This window comes from Flavobacterium sp. HNIBRBA15423 (genome assembly GCF_052655965.1).
On record NZ_CP199751.1, the window covers coordinates 3,788,608 to 3,809,085 of the forward strand.

15 protein-coding genes are annotated in these 20,478 nt (G+C 29.3%); 9 read left to right on the forward strand and 6 right to left on the reverse strand.

The annotated features are described in order from the left end of the window. Positions 1-32 precede the first annotated feature (32 nt). The 3 genes from ACULEV_RS16900 to ACULEV_RS16910 all read right to left on the reverse strand — a co-directional run bounded on the left by ACULEV_RS16900 (position 33) and on the right by ACULEV_RS16910 (position 8,579). Positions 33-2,105: a M13 family metallopeptidase gene (locus ACULEV_RS16900; RefSeq protein WP_445456219.1), complete on the reverse strand. Its 2,073-nt coding sequence runs from the start codon at positions 2,103-2,105 to the stop codon at positions 33-35. Between the two features lie 71 nt (positions 2,106-2,176). After that, on the reverse strand, positions 2,177-5,035 hold the full coding sequence (locus ACULEV_RS16905) for a M4 family metallopeptidase (protein ID WP_445456220.1): 2,859 nt from the start codon (positions 5,033-5,035) through the stop codon (positions 2,177-2,179). A gap of 124 nt (positions 5,036-5,159) precedes the next feature. Next, positions 5,160-8,579 (reverse strand): T9SS type A sorting domain-containing protein, encoded by a 3,420-nt coding sequence (locus tag ACULEV_RS16910; RefSeq protein ID WP_445456221.1) that lies wholly within the window; start codon positions 8,577-8,579, stop codon positions 5,160-5,162. Positions 8,580-8,706: 127 nt separating this feature from the next. Between ACULEV_RS16910 and ACULEV_RS16915 the strand changes: the two genes are divergently transcribed. The 5 genes from ACULEV_RS16915 to ACULEV_RS16935 all read left to right on the forward strand — a co-directional run bounded on the left by ACULEV_RS16915 (position 8,707) and on the right by ACULEV_RS16935 (position 12,833). Continuing rightward, positions 8,707-9,369 carry an SCO family protein gene (locus tag ACULEV_RS16915; protein ID WP_445456222.1) on the forward strand — a complete coding sequence of 221 codons (663 nt, stop codon included), beginning with the start codon at positions 8,707-8,709 and terminating at the stop codon, positions 9,367-9,369. 81 nt (positions 9,370-9,450) lie between these two features. Then, entirely contained in the window at positions 9,451-9,687 is a 237-nt protein-coding gene (locus ACULEV_RS16920; RefSeq protein ID WP_445456223.1) for a FeoA family protein, read from the forward strand. 3 nt (positions 9,688-9,690) lie between these two features. Then, complete coding sequence (gene feoB / locus ACULEV_RS16925; RefSeq protein WP_445456224.1) at positions 9,691-11,799, forward strand: ferrous iron transport protein B; 2,109 nt, start codon at positions 9,691-9,693, stop codon at positions 11,797-11,799. Between the two features lie 38 nt (positions 11,800-11,837). Next, positions 11,838-12,692 carry a hypothetical protein gene (locus ACULEV_RS16930; protein ID WP_445456225.1) on the forward strand — a complete coding sequence of 285 codons (855 nt, stop codon included), beginning with the start codon at positions 11,838-11,840 and terminating at the stop codon, positions 12,690-12,692. Between the two features lie 12 nt (positions 12,693-12,704). After that, positions 12,705-12,833, forward strand: a complete 129-nt coding sequence (locus ACULEV_RS16935; protein WP_445456226.1) for a FeoB-associated Cys-rich membrane protein — start codon at positions 12,705-12,707, stop codon at positions 12,831-12,833. Here the strand turns inward: ACULEV_RS16935 and ACULEV_RS16940 are convergent. Genes ACULEV_RS16940 through ACULEV_RS16950 form a run of 3 tightly spaced genes read right to left on the reverse strand, consistent with a single transcriptional unit; the run spans position 12,830 to position 14,736 of the window. Further along, entirely contained in the window at positions 12,830-13,219 is a 390-nt protein-coding gene (locus ACULEV_RS16940) for a hypothetical protein (RefSeq protein WP_445456227.1), read from the reverse strand. The genes ACULEV_RS16935 and ACULEV_RS16940 overlap by 4 nt on opposite strands. A gap of 48 nt (positions 13,220-13,267) precedes the next feature. Further along, positions 13,268-14,086 (reverse strand): ZIP family metal transporter, encoded by an 819-nt coding sequence (locus ACULEV_RS16945; RefSeq protein WP_445456228.1) that lies wholly within the window; start codon positions 14,084-14,086, stop codon positions 13,268-13,270. 2 nt (positions 14,087-14,088) lie between these two features. Further along, positions 14,089-14,736, reverse strand: coding sequence for a metal-dependent transcriptional regulator (locus tag ACULEV_RS16950; RefSeq protein ID WP_445458561.1), 648 nt, complete (start codon positions 14,734-14,736; stop codon positions 14,089-14,091). A gap of 90 nt (positions 14,737-14,826) precedes the next feature. On the opposite strand from ACULEV_RS16950, the gene ACULEV_RS16955 reads away from it, so the two are divergent. From ACULEV_RS16955 to ACULEV_RS16970, 4 genes are all read left to right on the forward strand, one after another. Then, entirely contained in the window at positions 14,827-17,076 is a 2,250-nt protein-coding gene (locus ACULEV_RS16955; protein WP_445456229.1) for a TonB-dependent receptor, read from the forward strand. A 44-nt stretch (positions 17,077-17,120) separates the two neighbouring features. Beyond that, positions 17,121-17,813 carry a response regulator transcription factor gene (locus tag ACULEV_RS16960; RefSeq protein ID WP_445456230.1) on the forward strand — a complete coding sequence of 231 codons (693 nt, stop codon included), beginning with the start codon at positions 17,121-17,123 and terminating at the stop codon, positions 17,811-17,813. Further along, positions 17,797-19,146 carry an ATP-binding protein gene (locus ACULEV_RS16965; RefSeq protein WP_445456231.1) on the forward strand — a complete coding sequence of 450 codons (1,350 nt, stop codon included), beginning with the start codon at positions 17,797-17,799 and terminating at the stop codon, positions 19,144-19,146. Before ACULEV_RS16960 ends, ACULEV_RS16965 begins: the two co-directional genes overlap by 17 nt. A gap of 73 nt (positions 19,147-19,219) precedes the next feature. Beyond that, on the forward strand, positions 19,220-20,467 hold the full coding sequence (locus tag ACULEV_RS16970; protein ID WP_445456232.1) for a TolC family protein: 1,248 nt from the start codon (positions 19,220-19,222) through the stop codon (positions 20,465-20,467). The last annotated feature ends 11 nt before the right edge of the window (positions 20,468-20,478 follow it).

The window sequence follows — 20,478 nt, forward strand, 5'->3', positions numbered from 1 at the left end:
CTTGGGATTTAAATAATGTACTATTTATTTGATTACCAAATTTTAACTCTATTTTCAGGAGCAATATACATGCCATCACCTTCTTTTACACCAAAAGCTTGATAGAAAGCATCTACATTTTGTAAAGGCACATAGGCTCTATACATTCCTGGTGAGTGTGGATCTGTTTTTACTTGACTTTTTATGGCTTCATCACGCATTTTACTTCTCCATATTGTTGACCAAGAAATAAAGAAACGTTGTTCTGGTGTAAAACCATCGATTAATCCAGGATTACCATTTTCTTTTAAATAGATTTGTAAACCATCATAAGCTGCATTTACACCACCTAAATCTCCAATATTTTCCCCTAATGTAAACTTACCATCTACATAAATACCTGGTAATGGTTGCAACGCTGAGTATTGATCTGCTAAAGCTGTTCCTAATGTTGTAAATTGCTTTAAGTCTTCATCGCTCCACCAGTTTATAAGATTACCCTCTGCATTATATCTTGAACCTGAATCGTCAAATCCGTGAGAGATTTCATGACCAATAACAGCTCCAATTCCTCCATAATTTACTGCTTCATCTGCTCTGTAATCATAAAATGGTGGTTGCAAAATAGCTGCTGGAAAAACAATTTCGTTATTTGATGGATTGAAATAAGCATTTACTGTTTGTGGTGACATTCCCCATTCTTCTTTATCAACTGGCTTTCCTAATTTTTCTAAATTATCTTTATGTCTCCAAATAGCATATTGCCTTGAGTTTTCAAAATAAGTACCTCCATCTTTAGGAGCAGTAATTATTAATTTTGAATAATCTTCCCACACATCTGGATAACCAATTTTAACTCTTGACTTTTTTAATTTTAATTTTGCATTTTCCTTAGTTTCTTTTGTCATCCAAGGTAAGTTATCAATTCTATTTTCAAAAGCTTTAAACACATTAGCAATCATAGCCTGTGCTTTTGCTTTTGCTTCTGGTGGAAATTTTTTAGCTACATATAATTTCCCTAATGCTTCTCCTAATCTTCTATTAACAACTTGCAAAGCTCTTTCTTCAGCAGGTCTTTGTTTAACAGCTCCAGTTAAAGTTTTTCCATAAAATTCCCAATTAGCATCTTCTATTTCTGTTGTTAATAAATCCGAAGCTCCTCTTAATAAAGTCCATTTCATGTAAGCTTTCCAATCTTCGAGTTTATTTTCTTTAAAAATAGTTTCTAAGGTTGCCATGTATTTTGGTTGCGAAACAATTAAGGAGTCTATTATCCCTATACCAACTCCTTCTAAGTATTCATTCCATTTTACTGTTGGGGTGATTTTTTCTAACTCAGCCACAGTCATTGGATTGTAACTTTTTCTTCTATCTCTTCTTTCTACTCTATCAAAAGTAGATTCTGACATTTTAGTTTCTAATGCTAGAATTTTCTCCGCATTTACTTTTGCAGTAGCTTCATCATTACCTATAAATTGTAGCATTTTTGCAACATGAAGAAGATATTTCTCTCTTTTCTCTTTGTTATCAGCAGCATCAGACACATAATAATCTCTATCTGGCAATCCTAAACTTCCAGTACCAATATAAACCACATTTCTTGAACTGTTTTTAGCATCTGTACCTATATAACTTCCAAAGAAACCCAATCCTATTTCTGGTTCTACTTGAGTTATTAAAGCAACCATTTCTTGTGCGTTCTTTACTTTATCTATTTTATCTAAATAGGGTTTTAAAGGAGAAATTCCTTGTTTGTTTCTAGTTTCTGTATCTAAAATGGATTTATAAAGACTTAAAGCTTTCCCTTGATCTGAATTTGGATCAATTGTTTTATCTTTTAAAGCCTCTTTCAAAATAATCATCACATCTTCATCCGTTTTTTCGCGAAGTTCATCAAAACTACCCCATCTAGTTCTATCAGCAGGAATTTTAGTTTTATCTAACCATTGTCCATTTACGAATCGAAAAAAATCATCAGCTGGATCAACTGTTTTATCCATGTAGCTTGTATTGATTCCAACAGTTTGGTTCTTTTCTTTTACTACATTTTCTCCTGACTTACAAGAATTAAGGATTGAAACTAAAAAAAGGAAGCCCAAGCTTCCTTTAAAAATATAATTTTTCATTACTCTGTGTTTTTTAAAGTATAGTTGTTAGACAAATATACCTTATTTGCATTATCTCTAAAAAAATGCCTTTATTCTTTAACAATTCTTTTAGAAATTATTCCATTTTCAGAATTAATTACAAGAAAATAAATCCCTTTTGAAGCAGCAGTTAAATCAACATTTGTCTTATTATTATTTACCAAAATATCATTTTTAGCTAAAATAATTTTACCACTAACATCATATACTTTAATTGAAATAGGTTGAACATTTCCTAATGAAATGGTGTAATTTCCAGTTGAAGGATTTGGATAAATAGCTATTACATCTTGGTTAAAACTAGCATTTGACAATGTGCCATCAATAACAAAATCATCAATATTAACGCCTAATTCATTAACAGCTTGATCTGAATGAAATACTATTCTAAAAAGAACATTTGTTTGACTATTTAAAATTGTTAAAGGATAAGAATAAGTAGTTAAAGTAGTGTTCGTTCCTGTCCATTGTGCTCCTGGACAATTAAAACAATCATTTCCTGTTGTCTGTTGAGTTCTATCGCTATTGTACCAATTTGTCCAGTTAGCAGAATCATTATAACCTAAGACATCCCAACTAGCACCAAAATCTGTAGAATATTCCACATAAATTATATCCCAATTGTTCTCTAAGTCATACTTCATGGAAAAACTAATCTCTGGATTTGAAATTGTCGATAAATTATAACATTGAGAAATTAAATATGATTTTGTATTATCTGGATAATTTCCAGATAAATTTGTTGCATAAACCATATTCCCATTACTATCCATATCATTCATTGGATTATCTGTATGAATTCCTCTTGTCCATAAAGAACCTGTTTCTCCTTCGTTATAAGAAATTAATTCATCAGAAATATTTGTAAATTCATTTACTACACCCACAGATCCTTCATCATTAACTAAAATAATTGCCTCTTTTGTGTTGTTTTCTGGTCTTCCATCATTTAAAATGGTAGTTGTAACACTTAAATTATGAGCTCCTCTTGTTAATCCATTAATAGTAATTGGATAAGAAATTTCAGAACAAGGTGCTAAATTTCCATTCCAAGTCATATTTACTGGGTTAATTCCGTTTACAGTATAAGAAATAGATATTGAAGTAATTGGATTTAATCCTTGATTTTTTATTAAAGCATTGGTTGTTATTGAAGAGGATATACAAGAAATAGTTTCCGAATCATCGATTGCTTGTAATGCTACATCATCCGTAGCAGCCATATATTCATCACCTACATTTACAGCAAACCAAGCATTGGTTACCGCAATTGTTTCTGGACTATTAGCACAATATAAATCACTCGCAACTGCTATTGTTGCGTTTCTTGCATCTGCATAAGTGGAATTTGGTGTTAAATAATCCCTTTCTGCTAAATAAGCAATTTCAGATGATTTTTGCATTCCAATTCCAGTAACTGAATAAGTATCTGGTGAAGGAGCGTTATTTGTTCCTGACTTACCTGCGGTTAAAATATAAAACCAATGGTTTAATACTCCTGAATTTGTATGTACTCCACCGCTATCTCCTGTTCCAATGTACCAATTTGTTCCTAGATAAGTATCTGGATCATTTTTAGAATTTGGATCTTCCATAGATCGAATAGGAGAAGTTGCAATATCTTCACCTATAAGCCATACAGAACTTGGAATTGGATTTAAAAGTCCACCTGTCCTTCCATAATGTTCTATACAAGCTCCCCAAATATCTGAAAAACCTTCATTCATAGCTCCTGATTCATTTTGGTAAACTAAATTAGCCGTATAAGTACAAACAGCATGACCTATTTCATGACCACATACATCTATTGATGTTAATATATCAAAACTAGTTCCATCTCCATAACTCATAGCAATACCATTCCAACTTGCATTATTATAATCGGTACCAAAATGAACATAACTTCTAATTGCTCCACCATTATCATCAAAACTATTTCTAGTAAAAATATTTGCCCAAAAATCGTATGTTGTTGCGGCTCCCCAATGTGCATCTAATGCTCCATTGTCTTTAGCTGCATTGTCATGCTCTGCTGCTGACCAGTTATTATCATCATCTGTAAAGTCTATATCTTGAAACGAATTTGCATTTTGGCAATTAAAGGTTAAAATTCCTGCTCCTCTTGTTTGGTCTCGTAAAATATAATTTGAATTATCTGTGTCGAAAGTTGTTTCAATATTTTTTGTTCCGCTATATCTTGTATCAGCAGTTCCAGATGAAAAAATAATTTTCTCTTCTACTATTTTTTTTCTTGTTATTCTTTCTTCATCAGTTACTAAGCTAGTAGCATGTTTAATAATTTGATTAGAAAACAAAAATTCTCCTGTATTTGCATCTACATAGACCTCTTGTCTAGAAATAGGATTAGTAGCGTAGATATCATATTTGTAAGCTAAATAAATTTTCCCATTATTACTATTAGGAAATATAACTACCTCTCCTTCAGGTTTTTTATAACTCATTAGTTTAGCTTGCATTTCATTTTCCCAAAGATAAGACTTAGCATTTATCTTCTTTATAGCCAATTGTAAACCTACACTTGGACTTATTTTTGGTGTTAATGATAACTCATTTGCATTGTATAACTCTCCATTAATCATTCTAACTTGTTCTCCTTTTGAATGTGTAATTACTGTTCCAAATTCAACTTTTATACCTTTATAAAACTGTTCATATTTTTCATGAGTTTGCCCAATTCTATCCTGATTGGAATATAACAGTTTAAATGAATAATTATCGTTTAAACCATATGCTTTAGCAAATTGAAATAACGCTTGCTCTGAAGAATATTTTTTTGAACCAAAATATAATGTCTTTTGATTAGTTTTATCTATTTTAATTTCTTCTGTTTGCTGACTAAAGCCAAATAAAAATGATAAAAATGTAAGAATTAAAAATCTGTTTTTCATTGAGGATAAATTTATTTATGAACACAATAATGAAATCCATTTATTAGATTCTATAGATTAAGCTATAAGATCATTTAATTAAAAAAAGAGTTGGTTTTTACAAGCCAACTCTTTTTTTGTTCTCTTACTTTTTTAATATTCTTTTTGTAATTATTCCTGTTTCAGAATTAATTTTCATAAAATAAATTCCAATTGAAGCATTTGTTAAATCTAATATTATTTCATTAGAACTTTGTAAGTTACTTCTATTAAGAATATTTTTCCCTGTTACATCATAAACATCAATAGATGTAACTTGCATATTTTTAGTTGAAACTGTAAACAATCCGTTAGAAGGATTTGGATATACAGAAACCAATTCTTTTTCAAAAGTATCTGAAGACAATGTAGTTCCATCTATAACAAAATTATCCACATTTGCTCCTGTCTTATTAACCGATTGATCTGAATGAAAAACAATTCTAAAAATAATATTTGTTTCAGTATTGAATGCATTTAAAGGATAACTGTATATTGCTTCAGTTGTATTTGTTCCTGTCCACTGAGCTCCAACACAATTATTACAATCTGTTCCAGAAGTTTGAGGAGTTCTATCACTATTATACCAGTTTGGACCGCTTGTACCTAAAACATTCCAATTAGCACCAAAATCTGTTGAATATTCAACATAAACTAAATCCCAATTTTCCTCTAAATCATATTTAAATGAAAAACGAATTTCAGGATTAGAAATTGAAGTTAAATCATAACATTGAGAAACTAAATATGATTTTGTATTATCTGGATAATTTGCTGAATCATTTGTAGAATATACTGAATTACCAGCACTATCCATTAAACCTCCTGTACGAACTGTTCTAATCCATTGAGAAGTTGTACTTCCTTCATCATAAGAAATAAGCTCATCTCCTGTAGTTGTAAAAGTATTTACTACACCTATTGTTCCATCATCGTTAATATTAAATGTTGTGCTTCCATCATTATTATCTGAAAAAGCGTCATTTGTTGTAGTCGTAGAAACTGCAATACTATGTTGACCTCTAGATAGAGTAACAGAAGGTAAAACTACAACAGTAGATGAGTTAGATGCCAAATTACCATTCCAAGTATAATTATAAGGTGTAGCATCTATAGTATAATTAAAACTTGCAGAAGTGATAGGATTTAAACCATTGTTTTTAATTTCAACTTCAGGAGAAAGATTTGAACCACAATTAATTCCTGTTGTTGGGTTTTGAATTTGAACAAACTTAATATCATTATTTGGTAATTGAATTGGAATATCAGTTTGCCAAATTCCACGACCATAAGTTGCTGCTATTAATTTACCATCATTTAAATTTATCTCTAAATCTGTTACAGAAACGTTTGGTAAATTTGTATCAAAAGCTTGCCAAGTAGACATAGTATCATCTAAATAATAAACACCTAAGCTAGTTCCAACATATAAAGGATTATCAGTATTCTGAGATTGATGTACAATAACATTTTTCCCAATATTAGGTAACCCTGAAGAAATATTAGTAAAATTAGAACCTCCGTCTGTTGACTTTAAAACTCTTCCCAAAATTCCACTTGTTGTCAAATAAACAATATTAGAATTGGTATAATGACATTCAATTGAAGTAATAGTTGAAGAAGCAGTATAAACAGTAGTGAAACTAACACCATGATTTGTACTTAAATATAATGTTGAACCATTAGATAAATACATAATATCATCATTAGTAGGAGATATTTCAATATTCTCAATATTTCCAGAACCAATTGTACCAATACTTTGTTGTACCCAAGTATTTCCATTAAGTTTATACAATCTTTCATAGGCTGCAAAAACTTCTCCAGCATTGTTTGTTTTTAAAGGAGTAATCCAATTCCCTCCATCATCATTAGTTCCAGTTTCTGCTGCTGGTGCACTAACATTGCCTGTTAAATTATTTCCTCCATTATTAGATAAATACAAAGTCCCACCAAATTGGATAAATCCATAATATGCATTTTGATTATTCGGATTTATAGCTGTATCCATTCCATCAGCTCCATAATAATTTTTCCAACCTCCACCACTATAAGCATGACCTCCATTATCTTGAAGACCTCCTACCATATTTCCAGCAGATTGTTTTGAAACTGATATTCTATAAAATTGACTAATTTGTGCTGTAGCAGTTAAATCAGTAAAACTTGTTCCCCCATTTGTTGATTTGTAAACACCTCCATCGCTACCGCAAAATAAATTTCCGTTATAAAATCCTAAATAATGAATATCTGCATGAGTATAAGAAGGTGCTGTTGGAGAACTCCAATTATTTAATTTTGTTAATGAAGTACCTCCATTTGTTGATTTCCATACATTTAAACATCCCGTGTAAATTTCTTCTGCATTAGTATCAGAAACAGCTAATGCTAAATCATAATAGGCTTGATTTGATTCTAAAATATTAGTAGTACTATTTCTTAATGTAAAATTATTTCCACTATCTGTAGACCTATAAATACCTTGAAAACCATTATTAGCTGAAATGGAAGACAAATGACTTAAAACATAAACATAGTTAGGATTGGCTGGTGTAACATCTAATAATAGTCTACTGGAAGAAGAAGGTAAACCACTTGTAACTAAACTAAAATTGTTTCCAGAATCAATTGATTTATAAAATGTATTATTTGTTACTCCATAAATTACTGTTGGGTCATTAGGCTTAAACCGAATAGAACCTTGAGAAAAATCACCCGATCTAACATTTGTCCATGTTGTCCCTCCATCAATAGTTTTATATATACCAATACTAGTAGCGCAAAATAAGATTTGACTATTAGTTGGATTCATAATAATATCTCCAGATAAACGATTAGTAGTATTAAACACTAAACCAGTAGTATTCCAAGTTAGTCCTCCATCTATTGATTTTAGTACTCCAATGGAATAAGTATCACTACTGTCCTTATCACCTGTTGAAATATAAATTACATTTGGATTTGTATAATCTACAGCAATTCCAGATACTCCAATTTGTGGTAAATAATCAGACAATGGTGTCCAATTTATTCCTGCATCAGTAGATTTCCAAATTCCTCCCGCTGGTGCACCAATATATAAAGTATTTGAATTTGTTGGATCTTCATAAACAAAATTTACTCTACCTTGTCCAGAAGACCATGAGCCCGTATTTGTATGTGTTGAAGGTCCAACAGGTTGCCAATTACTTGGTGGTAATGAAAAAGCAGCATTGGAACTTCTATTTAATTTAGAATTATTTTTCTCATTCCAAGCCGCAAAGATCTCTTGAGGAGTTATAATATAACCTTGCTCATTAGTTAATGTTCTCCAATGATTTTCCCATCTCATAAAAGGTTTATATCCAGACCCTCTTACATTCTTATCTCTTGTTGACCAATATTCATTAAATAAGGCAACTTCTTCATCTATATTCATTTTTCCTTTTCTAGAAGTCTCTATTGTCTCTTTCCATAAAGCAGAAGGATTATATTGAGAAAAACCCAATGTAGCAAACAATAACACAAGAAAGTAACTGTTTTTCATAATATTAACTATTAAATTTGAAATTCCGCAAATATAGTTAGTTTTATTTAAATGTTCTTAGTTTTTAAAAGATTAACAACTGTTTTTGCAATAAATAAGTCTGAAAATTTTAAATTTGTATTCTATTATGAACATACGAAAAAATAAATATTCTGGTTTTATTCTCTTATTTACTATAATATCTATAATTATTTTTATAGGCATTTATTCTCTTTTAAAACCACAAAAAAAATTAAAACTATTTACACCTAGAGACGTTAATCCTGAGCTTGTAGATTCAACTATACAGCACATTGGATATAATCATACTATTCCCGATTTTTCTTTCACTAACCAAAATGGTAAAACTATTACTCAAGCAGATTATAAAGATAAAATTTATGTAGCCGATTTCTTTTTTACCACTTGTCCTTCCATTTGTCCTATTATGACCAATAACATGGTTTGGCTACAAGAAAAAATTAAAGATAATCCAAAAGTCATGTTATTATCCCATTCAGTTACTCCAGATATTGACAATGTTGCTGTTTTAAAAGCTTATGCGAAAGAAAAAGGAGTTATTGATGAAAAATGGAATTTAGTAACTGGAAATAAAAAAGACATTTATTACCTAGCCAGAAAATCTTATTTAGTTGTAAAAACAGGTAATCCAAAAGAATTATATGATATGGTTCATACCGAAAATTTTGTTTTAATAGACCAAAAAAGAAGAATTCGTGGTTTCTATGACGGAACAAATCTTGAAGAAGTAGAAAAATTATATGAGGATATTCTCTTTCTTTGTAAATAACAATTTCTAAATTTTCTCCAAAATATATTCTCCATTTCTATTTATTAGCTACCTTTGTATTTAAAATCAATCTAAATAAGTTTGGAAAAAGTATTATCAGATCTAAAAAAAGGAGAAAAGGGCTACATTCATGAAATAAATGTAGACGAAATCCCTTTAAAATTATTAGAAATGGGCTGTTTACCAGGCAATTTTATTGAATTAATCCAAATTGCACCTTTTGGTGATCCTATTTATTTTAATATCAACGATTCTCATGTAGCAATTCGTAAAGAAACAGCTAAAGAAATAATCGTAACCGTAGTAACCACAGTTTAATTAATGTCAAAATCCACCATAAAAGTTGCTTTAATTGGAAATCCAAATGTGGGTAAAACATCTGTTTTTAATCAATTAACAGGGTTAAACCAACAAGTAGGAAATTACCCAGGTATTACTGTTGAAAAAAAACAAGGAGTTAGCAAACTTTCCGATACTGTTAAAGCAAAAATAATTGATTTACCTGGAACGTATAGCCTAAATGCAAGTTCAATTGATGAAAATGTTGTAATTGAATTACTTCTAAATAAAAAAGATGAAGATTTTCCAGATGTAGCTGTAGTAGTTACCGAAGTTGAAAACATAAAAAGAAACTTACTCCTTTTTACTCAAATAAAAGATTTAGAAATCCCTACTATCTTAGTCATTAACATGGCTGATAGAATGACATTAAAAGGAATAGAATTTGATATTCCAATTTTAGAAAGAGAATTAAATACAAAAATAGCTTTAGTTAGTTCTAGAAAAAAAACTGGAATTTCTGATCTTAAATCTCTAATCTTAAATTACAAATCCCTATCTACCGAGCCTTGTTTAAATGCTTCAGTTATAGATCCAGATTATTTTAACAACTTAAGAAGGGCTTTCCCTAATCAACTCTTGTATAAACTATGGTTGGTAATTACTCAAGATGTTAATTTTTTGAATTTGGAACGAAATGAAATTAAAAGTTCTTTTACAAAATCACATTCCGATTTAAAACGATTACAACAAAAAGAGACAATTAAAAGATATCAATTTATAAATGACACTTTAAAAATTGGTCAAAAAATTGATGCTTCAAAAGCCACCGACTTGCGTGCAAAATTAGATAGCATCTTAACACACAAAGTTTTTGGATATATTATCTTTTTTGGAATACTAATGATCATTTTTCAATCTATTTTTGATTGGAGTACAATTCCAATGGAGTTTATCGATGAAACATTTACTTCATTAAGTTCATACACAAAAAATCATCTTCCTGCAGGAGAATTTACAAATCTCTTAAGTGAAGGCATTATTCCAGGAATTAGTGGAATTGTAATTTTTATTCCTCAAATAGCTTTCTTATTTCTATTCATTTCAATTCTTGAAGAAAGTGGGTACATGAGCCGTGTTGTTTTTCTTATGGATAAAATAATGAGAAGATTTGGTCTTTCTGGAAAAAGTATTGTACCCTTAATATCTGGAACAGCATGTGCAATTCCTGCAATTATGGGTGCAAGAAATATTGAAAACTGGAAAGAACGTTTAATAACTATCTTAGTAACACCTTTTACAACATGTTCAGCAAGACTACCTGTTTATGCTATATTAATTTCTTTAATCATTCCAGAAGAAAGAATATTTGGTTTTCTGAGCTTACAAGGTCTAACTCTTATGTTGTTATATTTAATAGGTTTTGGGATGGCAGTGCTTTCTGCAACTCTATTAAATTCTATTTTAAAATTAAATTGTAAGTCTTATTTTGTTATTGAAATGCCTTCTTACAAAGTACCTATGTTCAAAAATGTAGCTTTAAATGTAATTGAAAAAACAAAAGCATTTGTAACTGGTGCAGGAAAAATAATCTTGGCTTTATCTATTATTTTATGGTTCTTAGGTTCGCATGGACCAACTAAAAACTTTAAAAACGCAGATATTATTGTATTACAAGAATTAGCAAAGAAGAATACTACTATTGAACCTGAAATTCTTGAAAATAAAATAAATAGTTACAAACTAGAACATTCCTATATTGGTATTGTTGGAAAAGCTATAGAACCTGTCATTAGACCTTTAGGTTATGATTGGAAAATAGGAATTGCCGTTGTAAGTTCTTTTGCAGCTAGAGAAGTTTTTGTAGGCACATTAGCCACTATATATAATGTGGGAAATCATAGTGATGAAGAAGTAACTATAAAAAACAGAATGGCAGCTGAAGTACATCCAGTTACTGGTAAAAAGATATTTAATTTTGCTTCAGGTATTTCTTTATTACTTTTTTATGCTTTTGCGATGCAATGTATGTCGACAATTGCTATTGTAAAAAAAGAAACAAACTCATGGAAATGGCCTATTATTCAATTTGTCTTTATGAGTGGGTTTGCATATTTAACTGCTTTGATTGCTTATCAAATATTAAAATAATTGGTTCCGTTTTTGATGAGTAAACCCAAATTTTCCTTATGATTCAAAAAAACAGCTTATTCTTAATTATTGGCTTTATATTAGTCTCTCACACTCTATTTGGTCAAAAGAAAATTGAAAAATCAAAACAGGAATTAACTGAAAAATCAAGTGTAAATTCACAAAGTACCTCTTCAACTTATCCTTCAAGTAGAAGTAATTCCTCTTCTAATAATAATGGAGAAAGTTTTTTCGGAGGAATTTTATTAGATGTTTTTGTTGGGGCAACTATAGGTATTTTCAAATATGGAATTATTGGAGATTATTCCCATGAAGATCATTTATACAATAATCTAAGCCATTATCCATATAAAGACGGAAGTTGTTATGGCAATTTTAATAGTGCAGATAGTTTATCTAAGAATAAAATGCGTATTGATATTGAAGATAGTTTTATGTATAGTACTAAAAACTTAGTAGGCAATCATTTTAAAATAAAAATTAGACCTTTTCAATATTTTTATCTTCAAACTGACTTTAGGCAAGTATATGAATCTGACCCTATAAATGATATTAATTACAAATTATACTTTTCTCATTTTACCCTAGGATATGATAGAATCAGATTAGACAAATTTAATCTAGGCTGGAATTTAGGAGTAAGTTACATTGGTAATGATGTAAGAAAAACAGGATTTACTTATGGTGCTTCTATGGATTTTTTTCTAGATAAAAACATAAGTTTTTCTGGAAGTACCAAATGGAGTAAAATAAACACAAAACCTGTTAATACTTTTGAGTTACAAAGTAAATATCATAAAAAGAATTATTTTTTTTCTGTAGGATTTGAACGCTTAAAAATTGCCACACCAACTTACAATTTTGTAACTTTAGGTGCTGGAATTTACTTTTAAATATAATAAATTATGAATTTTCAACAAATATTAGTTTACATAACACTTGCCATTGCGATTGGTTATTTAATTAGAAAATTTCTTTGGAAAAAAAAGCCTAAAAAATCAAATTCTTGTGGTGATGACTGTGCATGTCATTAATCATATTTAATTACCAACTTATAGTCAGAATCATTTATAAGTTCATCTTTAACTCTATTTGGTGAAATCCCAATAAAAGTAATTGGCTTATCACTATATTTAGTAGCCCAAGTTGCATTTTCATTCACAGTTTTAGAATTAACGATTAATTCTTTTTCTTCTACTAATTTATTGGCTTTATAGACCTCAACTATCATTTCAACTTGTCCTTCCCAAACACAATTTAATCCTTCTGGACAACGAGAATCAGCAGTTACTTTTTTTAGTTTAAATTGATAAGCTTCTTGAGTAATTTCTTTTTCAACCTCAAAATTACTACTACTTTCATTTTGTTTTGAAGAACATTGAGTTAAAAAAATAGTTAAAATTAATACTATCGTTTTCATGTTGTATTTTTTATAGTTACCCAAAAATACACAATTATTTACCAACTTTTATCCTAAAGCCACATCTAAACTCATCATCACTATAAAACCACCTATAAATCCTAAGGTAGCAATATCTGTATTTTTGTCTTGTTGCGTTTCGGGAATAACTTCTTCTACCACTACAAAGATCATCGCTCCAGCTGCAAATGCCAAAGCATAAGGTAAAATAGGTGTAAAAAATGTAACTGCTAAAGCACCAACAACACCAGCAATTGGCTCAACAATAGCTGAAGCTTGACCATACATAAAGCTCTTTCTTCTGCTCATTCCCATTCTTCTCAATGGCATAGAAACAGCAATTCCTTCTGGAAAATTTTGAATTCCAATACCAATTGCTAAAGTAACTGCTCCTGCAATAGAAGCTTCTGGAATTCCAGCTGCAACTCCTCCAAATAATACGCCTACTGCCAATCCTTCAGGAATATTATGAAGTGTAATGGCCAGAACTAATAAAGTAGTTCGTTGCCAAGGTGATTTTATTCCTTCACTTTCTTTAAAATTAATATGCAAATGAGGCAAGGTTTTATCTAAAGCAAATAGAAATAAAGCTCCCATTAAAAAACCAATTGCAGCTGGCATTACTTTTACAAAACCTTCTCCTTCACTCATTTCAATAGCAGGAGAAAGCAAACTCCAGTAACTTGCTGCTACCATCACTCCTCCTGTAAAACCTAGCATTCCGTCAAGAACGGCACGATTCATATTCTTAAAAAAAAATACAAATGAAGCCCCAGCTGCTGTAACTAACCATGTAAATAAAGTAGCATATAAGGCAGCAAGAATAGGATCAATTCCTTCTAAATAATGTAATATTTGATCAAACATAATTATTGTACGTATAAGTTAGTGGCAATTTTGTTGGATAAAACCATCGTTTTATTATCTATTTCGACTCTAATTAATTCATCAAAAGATTCCTTCTCAAGTATTTTAATTTCAGAACCTAAAGTAATTTTTTGTTTGTCTAAATATTGTAAAAATTCTGCTGAAGAATCTTTCACACCAACACATTTACAAGAAGTATTTAAGGGTATTTCAGATAGTAATTGTTTGTCTAATTTTTTCATTTCTCCTTTTTCATTTGGAATTGGATCACCATGAGGATCAAAAGCAGGAAAATCTAAAAAAGCATCCAAACTATTAATCAGTTTTTCTGATTTTATATGTTCTAATTCTTCCGCAATTTCATGTACTTCATCCCAAGAAAACTGTAATTTTTCTACTAAAAAAACTTCCCATAAGCGATGACGTCTTACTATTTTTTTAGCTTGGATTAATCCATTATTAGTTAAGGAAACTCCTTGATATTTTTTATAAGTTACAACATCCTTTTCGGCTAGTTTTTTTAACATATCTGTCACAGAAGAGGCCTTTGTTTCAAGCATTCCCGCAATAGCATTTGTATTCACTCCTTTGGGAGATACTAATGATAAATGATAAATAACTTTTAAATAATTTTCTTCAGAAATGGTCATTTTAAAAATAAATTTCATCAAATATAATAAATTTACTCTGTTATTATAAAAAATATTTTTAGTTTTGTCTAAATTTTATTTTTAGCATAAATGAAAAAAATATTTTTATTACTTAGTTTCTTATCGGTATTTAGCTTTGGGCAAACCACTATCAAAGGGAAAATTTCAACTAACAGTGAACCATTAGCTTTTGCATCGGTTTTTATTTCCAAATTAAATAAAGGAATAAATACTGATGAAAATGGCTTTTATATTTTAAAAGATATACCTAAAGGAAATTATACTATAAATTTTTCGTTCATAGGTTTTAAGACAAAAAAGCAAAATATTTCAATTGAAAACGAAAAAGAAATAATCCTTAATATACAACTAGAAGAAAATCATAGTTTAGAAGAAGTTGTTGTTACAGGAACTTTAAAACCTGTTTCTAGATTAGAAACTCCAGTTCCAGTAGAAGTCTATACATCTGCTTTTCTCAAGAAAAACCCTACACCAAATATTTTTGAAGCTTTACAAAATGTAAATGGTGTACGTCCTCAATTAAATTGTAACATTTGCAATACAGGTGATATTCACATTAATGGTCTAGAAGGTCCTTATACTATGGTAACCATTGACGGAATGCCTATAGTAAGTGGCTTATCAACCGTTTATGGTTTGTCTGGAATTCCAAATTCTTTGATTGATAGAATAGAAATTGTAAAAGGACCTGCTTCTTCCTTATATGGAAGTGAAGCTGTAGGTGGATTAATTAATATTATTACAAAAAAACCAGAAACTGCTCCTTTATTTTATGCAGATGCTTTCAGCACATCATGGTTAGAAAACAATATCGATTTAGGTGCCAAATATAACTTGGGTAAAAAAATTAGTTCGCTTATAGGTATTAATTATTACACTTATAACAATCCAATTGATAATAATAACGATAATTTTACTGATGTAACTTTACAAAATAGAATTTCAATTTTTAATAAATTTTCAGTGGCAAGAAAAAGTGAAAAAGAATTTTCGATTGCTGGTCGCTATTTTTATGAAGACCGTTGGGGTGGAGAAATGCAATGGAATAAAAACTACAGAGGAGGAAACGAAGTTTATGGAGAAAGCATTTATACCAAACGTTATGAATTACTAGGAAAATATCAATTACCTGTTAAAGAAAATTTTGTTGCTTCTTTTTCGTATACAAATCATAATCAAAATTCAGTTTATGGAGATATTATTTTTCTTGCCAAACAAGAAATTGCTTATGGGCAAATGACATGGGACAAGAAAATGAATAATCATGATTTACTTTTTGGAACCGCATTTCGTTACCAATTTTATAATGATAATACTACTGCTACTAAAGAACCTGAAAAAACAAAAATTAGTAGTCTTTTTGTTCAAGATGAAATAAAATTAGCTGAAAAACATAGTGTATTACTAGGTGCAAGATATGATTACAACTCTATTCATGGCACAATTTTTACACCTCGAATAGCTTACAAATGGAAACCATCTAAAAACGATATCTTTAGAGTTAATGCAGGAACAGGTTTTAGAGTAGTAAATTTATTTACGGAAGAACATGCTGCATTAACAGGTTCTAGAGATGTTATTATTACAGAAAATCTAAATCCAGAAAAATCTTATAATATTAATTTCAATTACTTAAAAAAGTTTGAAATGGGCAACGGAATCCATTCTGTAATGGAATTTTCGAGTTGGTATACCCATTTCAAAAATCAAATTATCCCTGATTATGATACTAATCCTAATCAAATTATTTACTCGAATTTAAATGGTTATTCAAAAACCTATGGTGTAACAGGAAATCTAGAATTGATTTTCCCTTTCGGATTAAAAACAATGATTGGTTTTACTGCTTTAGAATCCAAAAACAAAAGAGATGGAATCATAAGCACGCCTATACTAACTGAAAAATTTAGTACAACATGGGGCATTACTTATGATATAGTAAAATGGAATGCTACTATTGATTATACAGGTAATCTATATGGCCCAATGCGATTACCACTACTTGGTGAATTAGATCCAAGAAGTGAATATTCTCCTTTCTGGAGTATACAAAACATACAATTTACTTATAAAAAATTTCGTAGTTTTGAACTTTATGGTGGTGTAAAAAATATTTTGAATTGGACACCAAACAAAAGCACACCATTTTTAATTGCTAGGGCAAACGACCCATTTGATGAAGATGTTACATATGATACAAACGGAAATGTTTTAGCAACATCAACAAACCCATACGCTTTAACTTTTGACCCAAGTTATGTGTATGCGCCTAACCAAGGAATTAGAGGTTTTTTAGGAATTCGATATACGATTTATTGATTTGAATTGGGAATAATTAAACATCTTTATTTAAAAATTTACAAATGAAAATATTATTGCTTGAAGATGATTATGTTTTATCAAAAGAAATTAAAGATTTTTTCTTGTCTAAAAACATAGAAATAGACGCTGTTTTTGATGGCGAATTATTTTTTAAGCAAATAAATACCAAAAAATACGATATTTATTTATTAGATATAAACGTTCCAAAAATTAATGGTTTAGATGTTTGTAATCAAATAAGAACTCAAGACAAAAATACTCCCATATTAATGTTAACAGCGTTTGGAGAAATTGATGATAAAATTGAAGCTTTTGAAAAAGGTGCTGATGATTATCTTGTTAAACCTTTTCATTTAAAAGAATTATATATAAGAATTCTTTCGCTTTTAAGACGAACGGACAAACCTCAAACTGAAAACGAAATTCTTAAAATTAAAGATTTAGAAATTAATATTTCAAACAAAACAGCTACCCGAAACAACGAAATTATCAACTTAACACCTAAAGAATTAAAATTACTTTTAATCTTAGCCAATGCAAAAGGAAGAATAATTTCTAAACAACAAATTGCAGATGAACTTTGGGATTATCACATTGAAACCAATCAAAACACAATAGAGGTTTACATCAATTTTTTACGAAAAAAAATAGATAAAGATCCCAATGAAAAATTAATACATACAAAAGTAGGTTTTGGCTATTATTTAAAAACAGACGATGACGATAAAATCTAAAATATCATTTTATATCAGCATTATTTTCACCTTACTATTTGGTTTAATTTGTGCTATTATCATTTTTATTTTTTCCGATTTTAGAAAACAAGAATTTGAAGAACGATTAAATGAAAAAGCCATTAATACAATAAAACTTTTAATTGAAGTAAAGGAAATTGATAATGATATTTTAAGAATAATTGATAAAAATTCCATCAACCAACTTTACGATGAAAAAACCTTAATTTTTGATGAGAATTTTAATTTAATCTATAGCAGTTTAGACGACACAAAAATTAAATGGACAAAATCAGATTTACTCTATCTAAAAACCCATAAATCGTTTTTAGAAAAAGATAAAGACCATGAAATTTATGGATTCTTTTACGATACCAATAAAAAAGATTATTATGCCTTAATTTCTGCAAATGATAATTATGGTAAACGAAATTTGTATTTTCTAATATATTTATTAACGGGTTCTTATATTTTATTTACGGTTTTAACTTGGTTTTTAACTTTTTATATCATAAAAAAACAACTTATTCCATTAGGAAATTTTCACAAAAAAATAAGTGAAATAAATGATTTAAACCTTGAAGTTACTTTAGAAAGCAAACAAAACAGCAAAAATGAAATTAGCTTACTTAGCAACGAATTCAACTTTATGATGAACAGAATTTCTGATGCTTACCAAAAACAAAAAGAATTCACGGCTCAAGCATCACATGAATTACGAACACCAATTGCTCGTATTTCTGCTCAACTAGAAAACCAAATTCAAGCTGTAGACGAAAAAAATAAAGTTATTTTCAAATCATTATTCTCAGACATCGAACAACTTAAAGAATTAATAAATTCGTTATTAATCTTGTCAAAAGTAGATTCAAGAAATAACGAAAAAATAGAAAAAACTAGGGTTGATGAAGCTTTATACAATAGTTTTGAAAAGATTAAAAAACTTTTCCCAGATTTTAAAATTAATTTTTCAATGACTGATGACGAACAATTGTTTGATAAATTAGAAATTAATGGGAATTCAAAACTAATTGAAATTGCATTTACTAACCTTTTAAAAAATGCTTACTTGTATACCGATGAAAAATGGGTGAATGTTACCATAACTATTCATAATAATCAAATGGTTTTATCATTTACTAATTCGGGTAAAACGCTTTCAGATGAAGAAGTAAAAACATTATTTCAGCCTTTTATGAGAGGAAGTAATGCTAAAAACACAAATGGATTAGGACTAGGATTACGAATCGTTAACCGAATTTTACAAGTCTCAGACTATACCATTTCTTATAATAAAGAAACTAATCTAAACACATTCATAATTCTATTTTAAGGCTTTTTTAAGGTCATTTTAAGTTGATTTAAAGACGACAGCTTCAATTTTGTATGCAATAAAAATATACAAAATGAAAAAGTCTTTGGTGTTCTTCCTTTTTTTAAGTTGTACCAGTTTTTCATTTGGACAAAAAACCATGAGTTTGTCTGAGTGTGAAAATCTATTCCAAAAAAACAACTTATTATTATTAGCCGAACAATATAATATTGATGCTTCAAAAGCAGCTGTTATTCAAGCAAAAATATGGGAACATCCTGTGGTAACAACAGAAGTCAATTTTTATAACCCAAACGAAAATCGCTTCTTTAACGCTGGAAAAAATGGTCAAAAGCAATTGGCTATCGAACAATTAATTTATTTGGGCGGAAAAAAAAGAAACGAAATCAATTTTGCTAAAAACAATGTAGCGTTAGCCGAACTTCAATACGAACAATTGGTTAGAAATTTAGCGTTACAAACCCGACAAAATTTTTATGAATTGTATTTCGAATATCAAAAGTTCAAAAGCATCGAAACACAATTAAATTACTTAGAAAATTTAGTTGCTGCATACAAAACTCAAACCGATAAAGGCAACATAGCATTAAAAGATTTGGTTCGATTGCAATCTTTATTGTTGGCTTTTAAAAACGACATGCTTGAAATCAACAAACAAATTCTTGAAAAAAGAGAAAATTTAAAAATATTAACGGCAACAAGCGAAGATTTTCTTCCTACCCTTAATGAGCAAGAATTAAAAGAAAAGCTAAACAAGCCAATTCTTTATCTCGAAACTAAACTTCAGGAAATTGCATTAGAAAAAAACCCCGAATATCGTTTTAATTTAAAACTAATTGAAAACAATGAACTCTATATAAAGTGGCAAAAATCATTAGCAACACCCGATATAACATTAGGAGCTAGCTATGATCAAAGAGGTGGGGCTTTTAATAACCAAACTAATCTTACTCTGGCAATTCCGCTGCCACTATGGAACAAAAACAAAGGAAATATAAAAATAGCACAAACAGAACTTCAACAAAACAAAAAGCTAAAAGAGCAAAAAGAATTAGAATTAAAAGCTAAAGTTACAACAGCTATTCAAACCTATAATTTTCATCAAAAACAATACAAAGAAAGCGAATCATCTATACATGATTTTGAAACCGTTAATCAAGGTATTCTAAATAATTTTCAAAAAAAGAATATTTCTTTAATTGAATTTACTGATTTCATGGAAAGTTACAATCAAAGTACGCTCTATTTAAATCAAATTAAAAAAGAATTAATCCTTAGCGGTGAAAACCTAAATTATATAACCAATGATTTTATCTATTAAACCAAAAAAAT

Excerpts from the sequence above, each read along its gene's own strand:
- ACULEV_RS16900 (WP_445456219.1), bottom strand. The coding sequence starts at position 2,105 with ATGAAAAATTATATTTTTAAAGGAAGCTTGGGCTTCCTTTTTTTAGTT.
- ACULEV_RS16905 (WP_445456220.1), bottom strand. The coding sequence starts at position 5,035 with ATGAAAAACAGATTTTTAATTCTTACATTTTTATCATTTTTATTTGGC.
- ACULEV_RS16910 (WP_445456221.1), bottom strand. The coding sequence starts at position 8,579 with ATGAAAAACAGTTACTTTCTTGTGTTATTGTTTGCTACATTGGGTTTT.
- ACULEV_RS16915 (WP_445456222.1), top strand. The coding sequence starts at position 8,707 with ATGAACATACGAAAAAATAAATATTCTGGTTTTATTCTCTTATTTACT.
- feoB (WP_445456224.1), top strand. The coding sequence starts at position 9,691 with ATGTCAAAATCCACCATAAAAGTTGCTTTAATTGGAAATCCAAATGTG.
- ACULEV_RS16930 (WP_445456225.1), top strand. The coding sequence starts at position 11,838 with ATGATTCAAAAAAACAGCTTATTCTTAATTATTGGCTTTATATTAGTC.
- ACULEV_RS16935 (WP_445456226.1), top strand. The coding sequence starts at position 12,705 with ATGAATTTTCAACAAATATTAGTTTACATAACACTTGCCATTGCGATT.
- ACULEV_RS16940 (WP_445456227.1), bottom strand. The coding sequence starts at position 13,219 with ATGAAAACGATAGTATTAATTTTAACTATTTTTTTAACTCAATGTTCT.
- ACULEV_RS16945 (WP_445456228.1), bottom strand. The coding sequence starts at position 14,086 with ATGTTTGATCAAATATTACATTATTTAGAAGGAATTGATCCTATTCTT.
- ACULEV_RS16950 (WP_445458561.1), bottom strand. The coding sequence starts at position 14,736 with ATGACCATTTCTGAAGAAAATTATTTAAAAGTTATTTATCATTTATCA.
- ACULEV_RS16955 (WP_445456229.1), top strand. The coding sequence starts at position 14,827 with ATGAAAAAAATATTTTTATTACTTAGTTTCTTATCGGTATTTAGCTTT.
- ACULEV_RS16960 (WP_445456230.1), top strand. The coding sequence starts at position 17,121 with ATGAAAATATTATTGCTTGAAGATGATTATGTTTTATCAAAAGAAATT.
- ACULEV_RS16965 (WP_445456231.1), top strand. The coding sequence starts at position 17,797 with ATGACGATAAAATCTAAAATATCATTTTATATCAGCATTATTTTCACC.
- ACULEV_RS16970 (WP_445456232.1), top strand. The coding sequence starts at position 19,220 with ATGAAAAAGTCTTTGGTGTTCTTCCTTTTTTTAAGTTGTACCAGTTTT.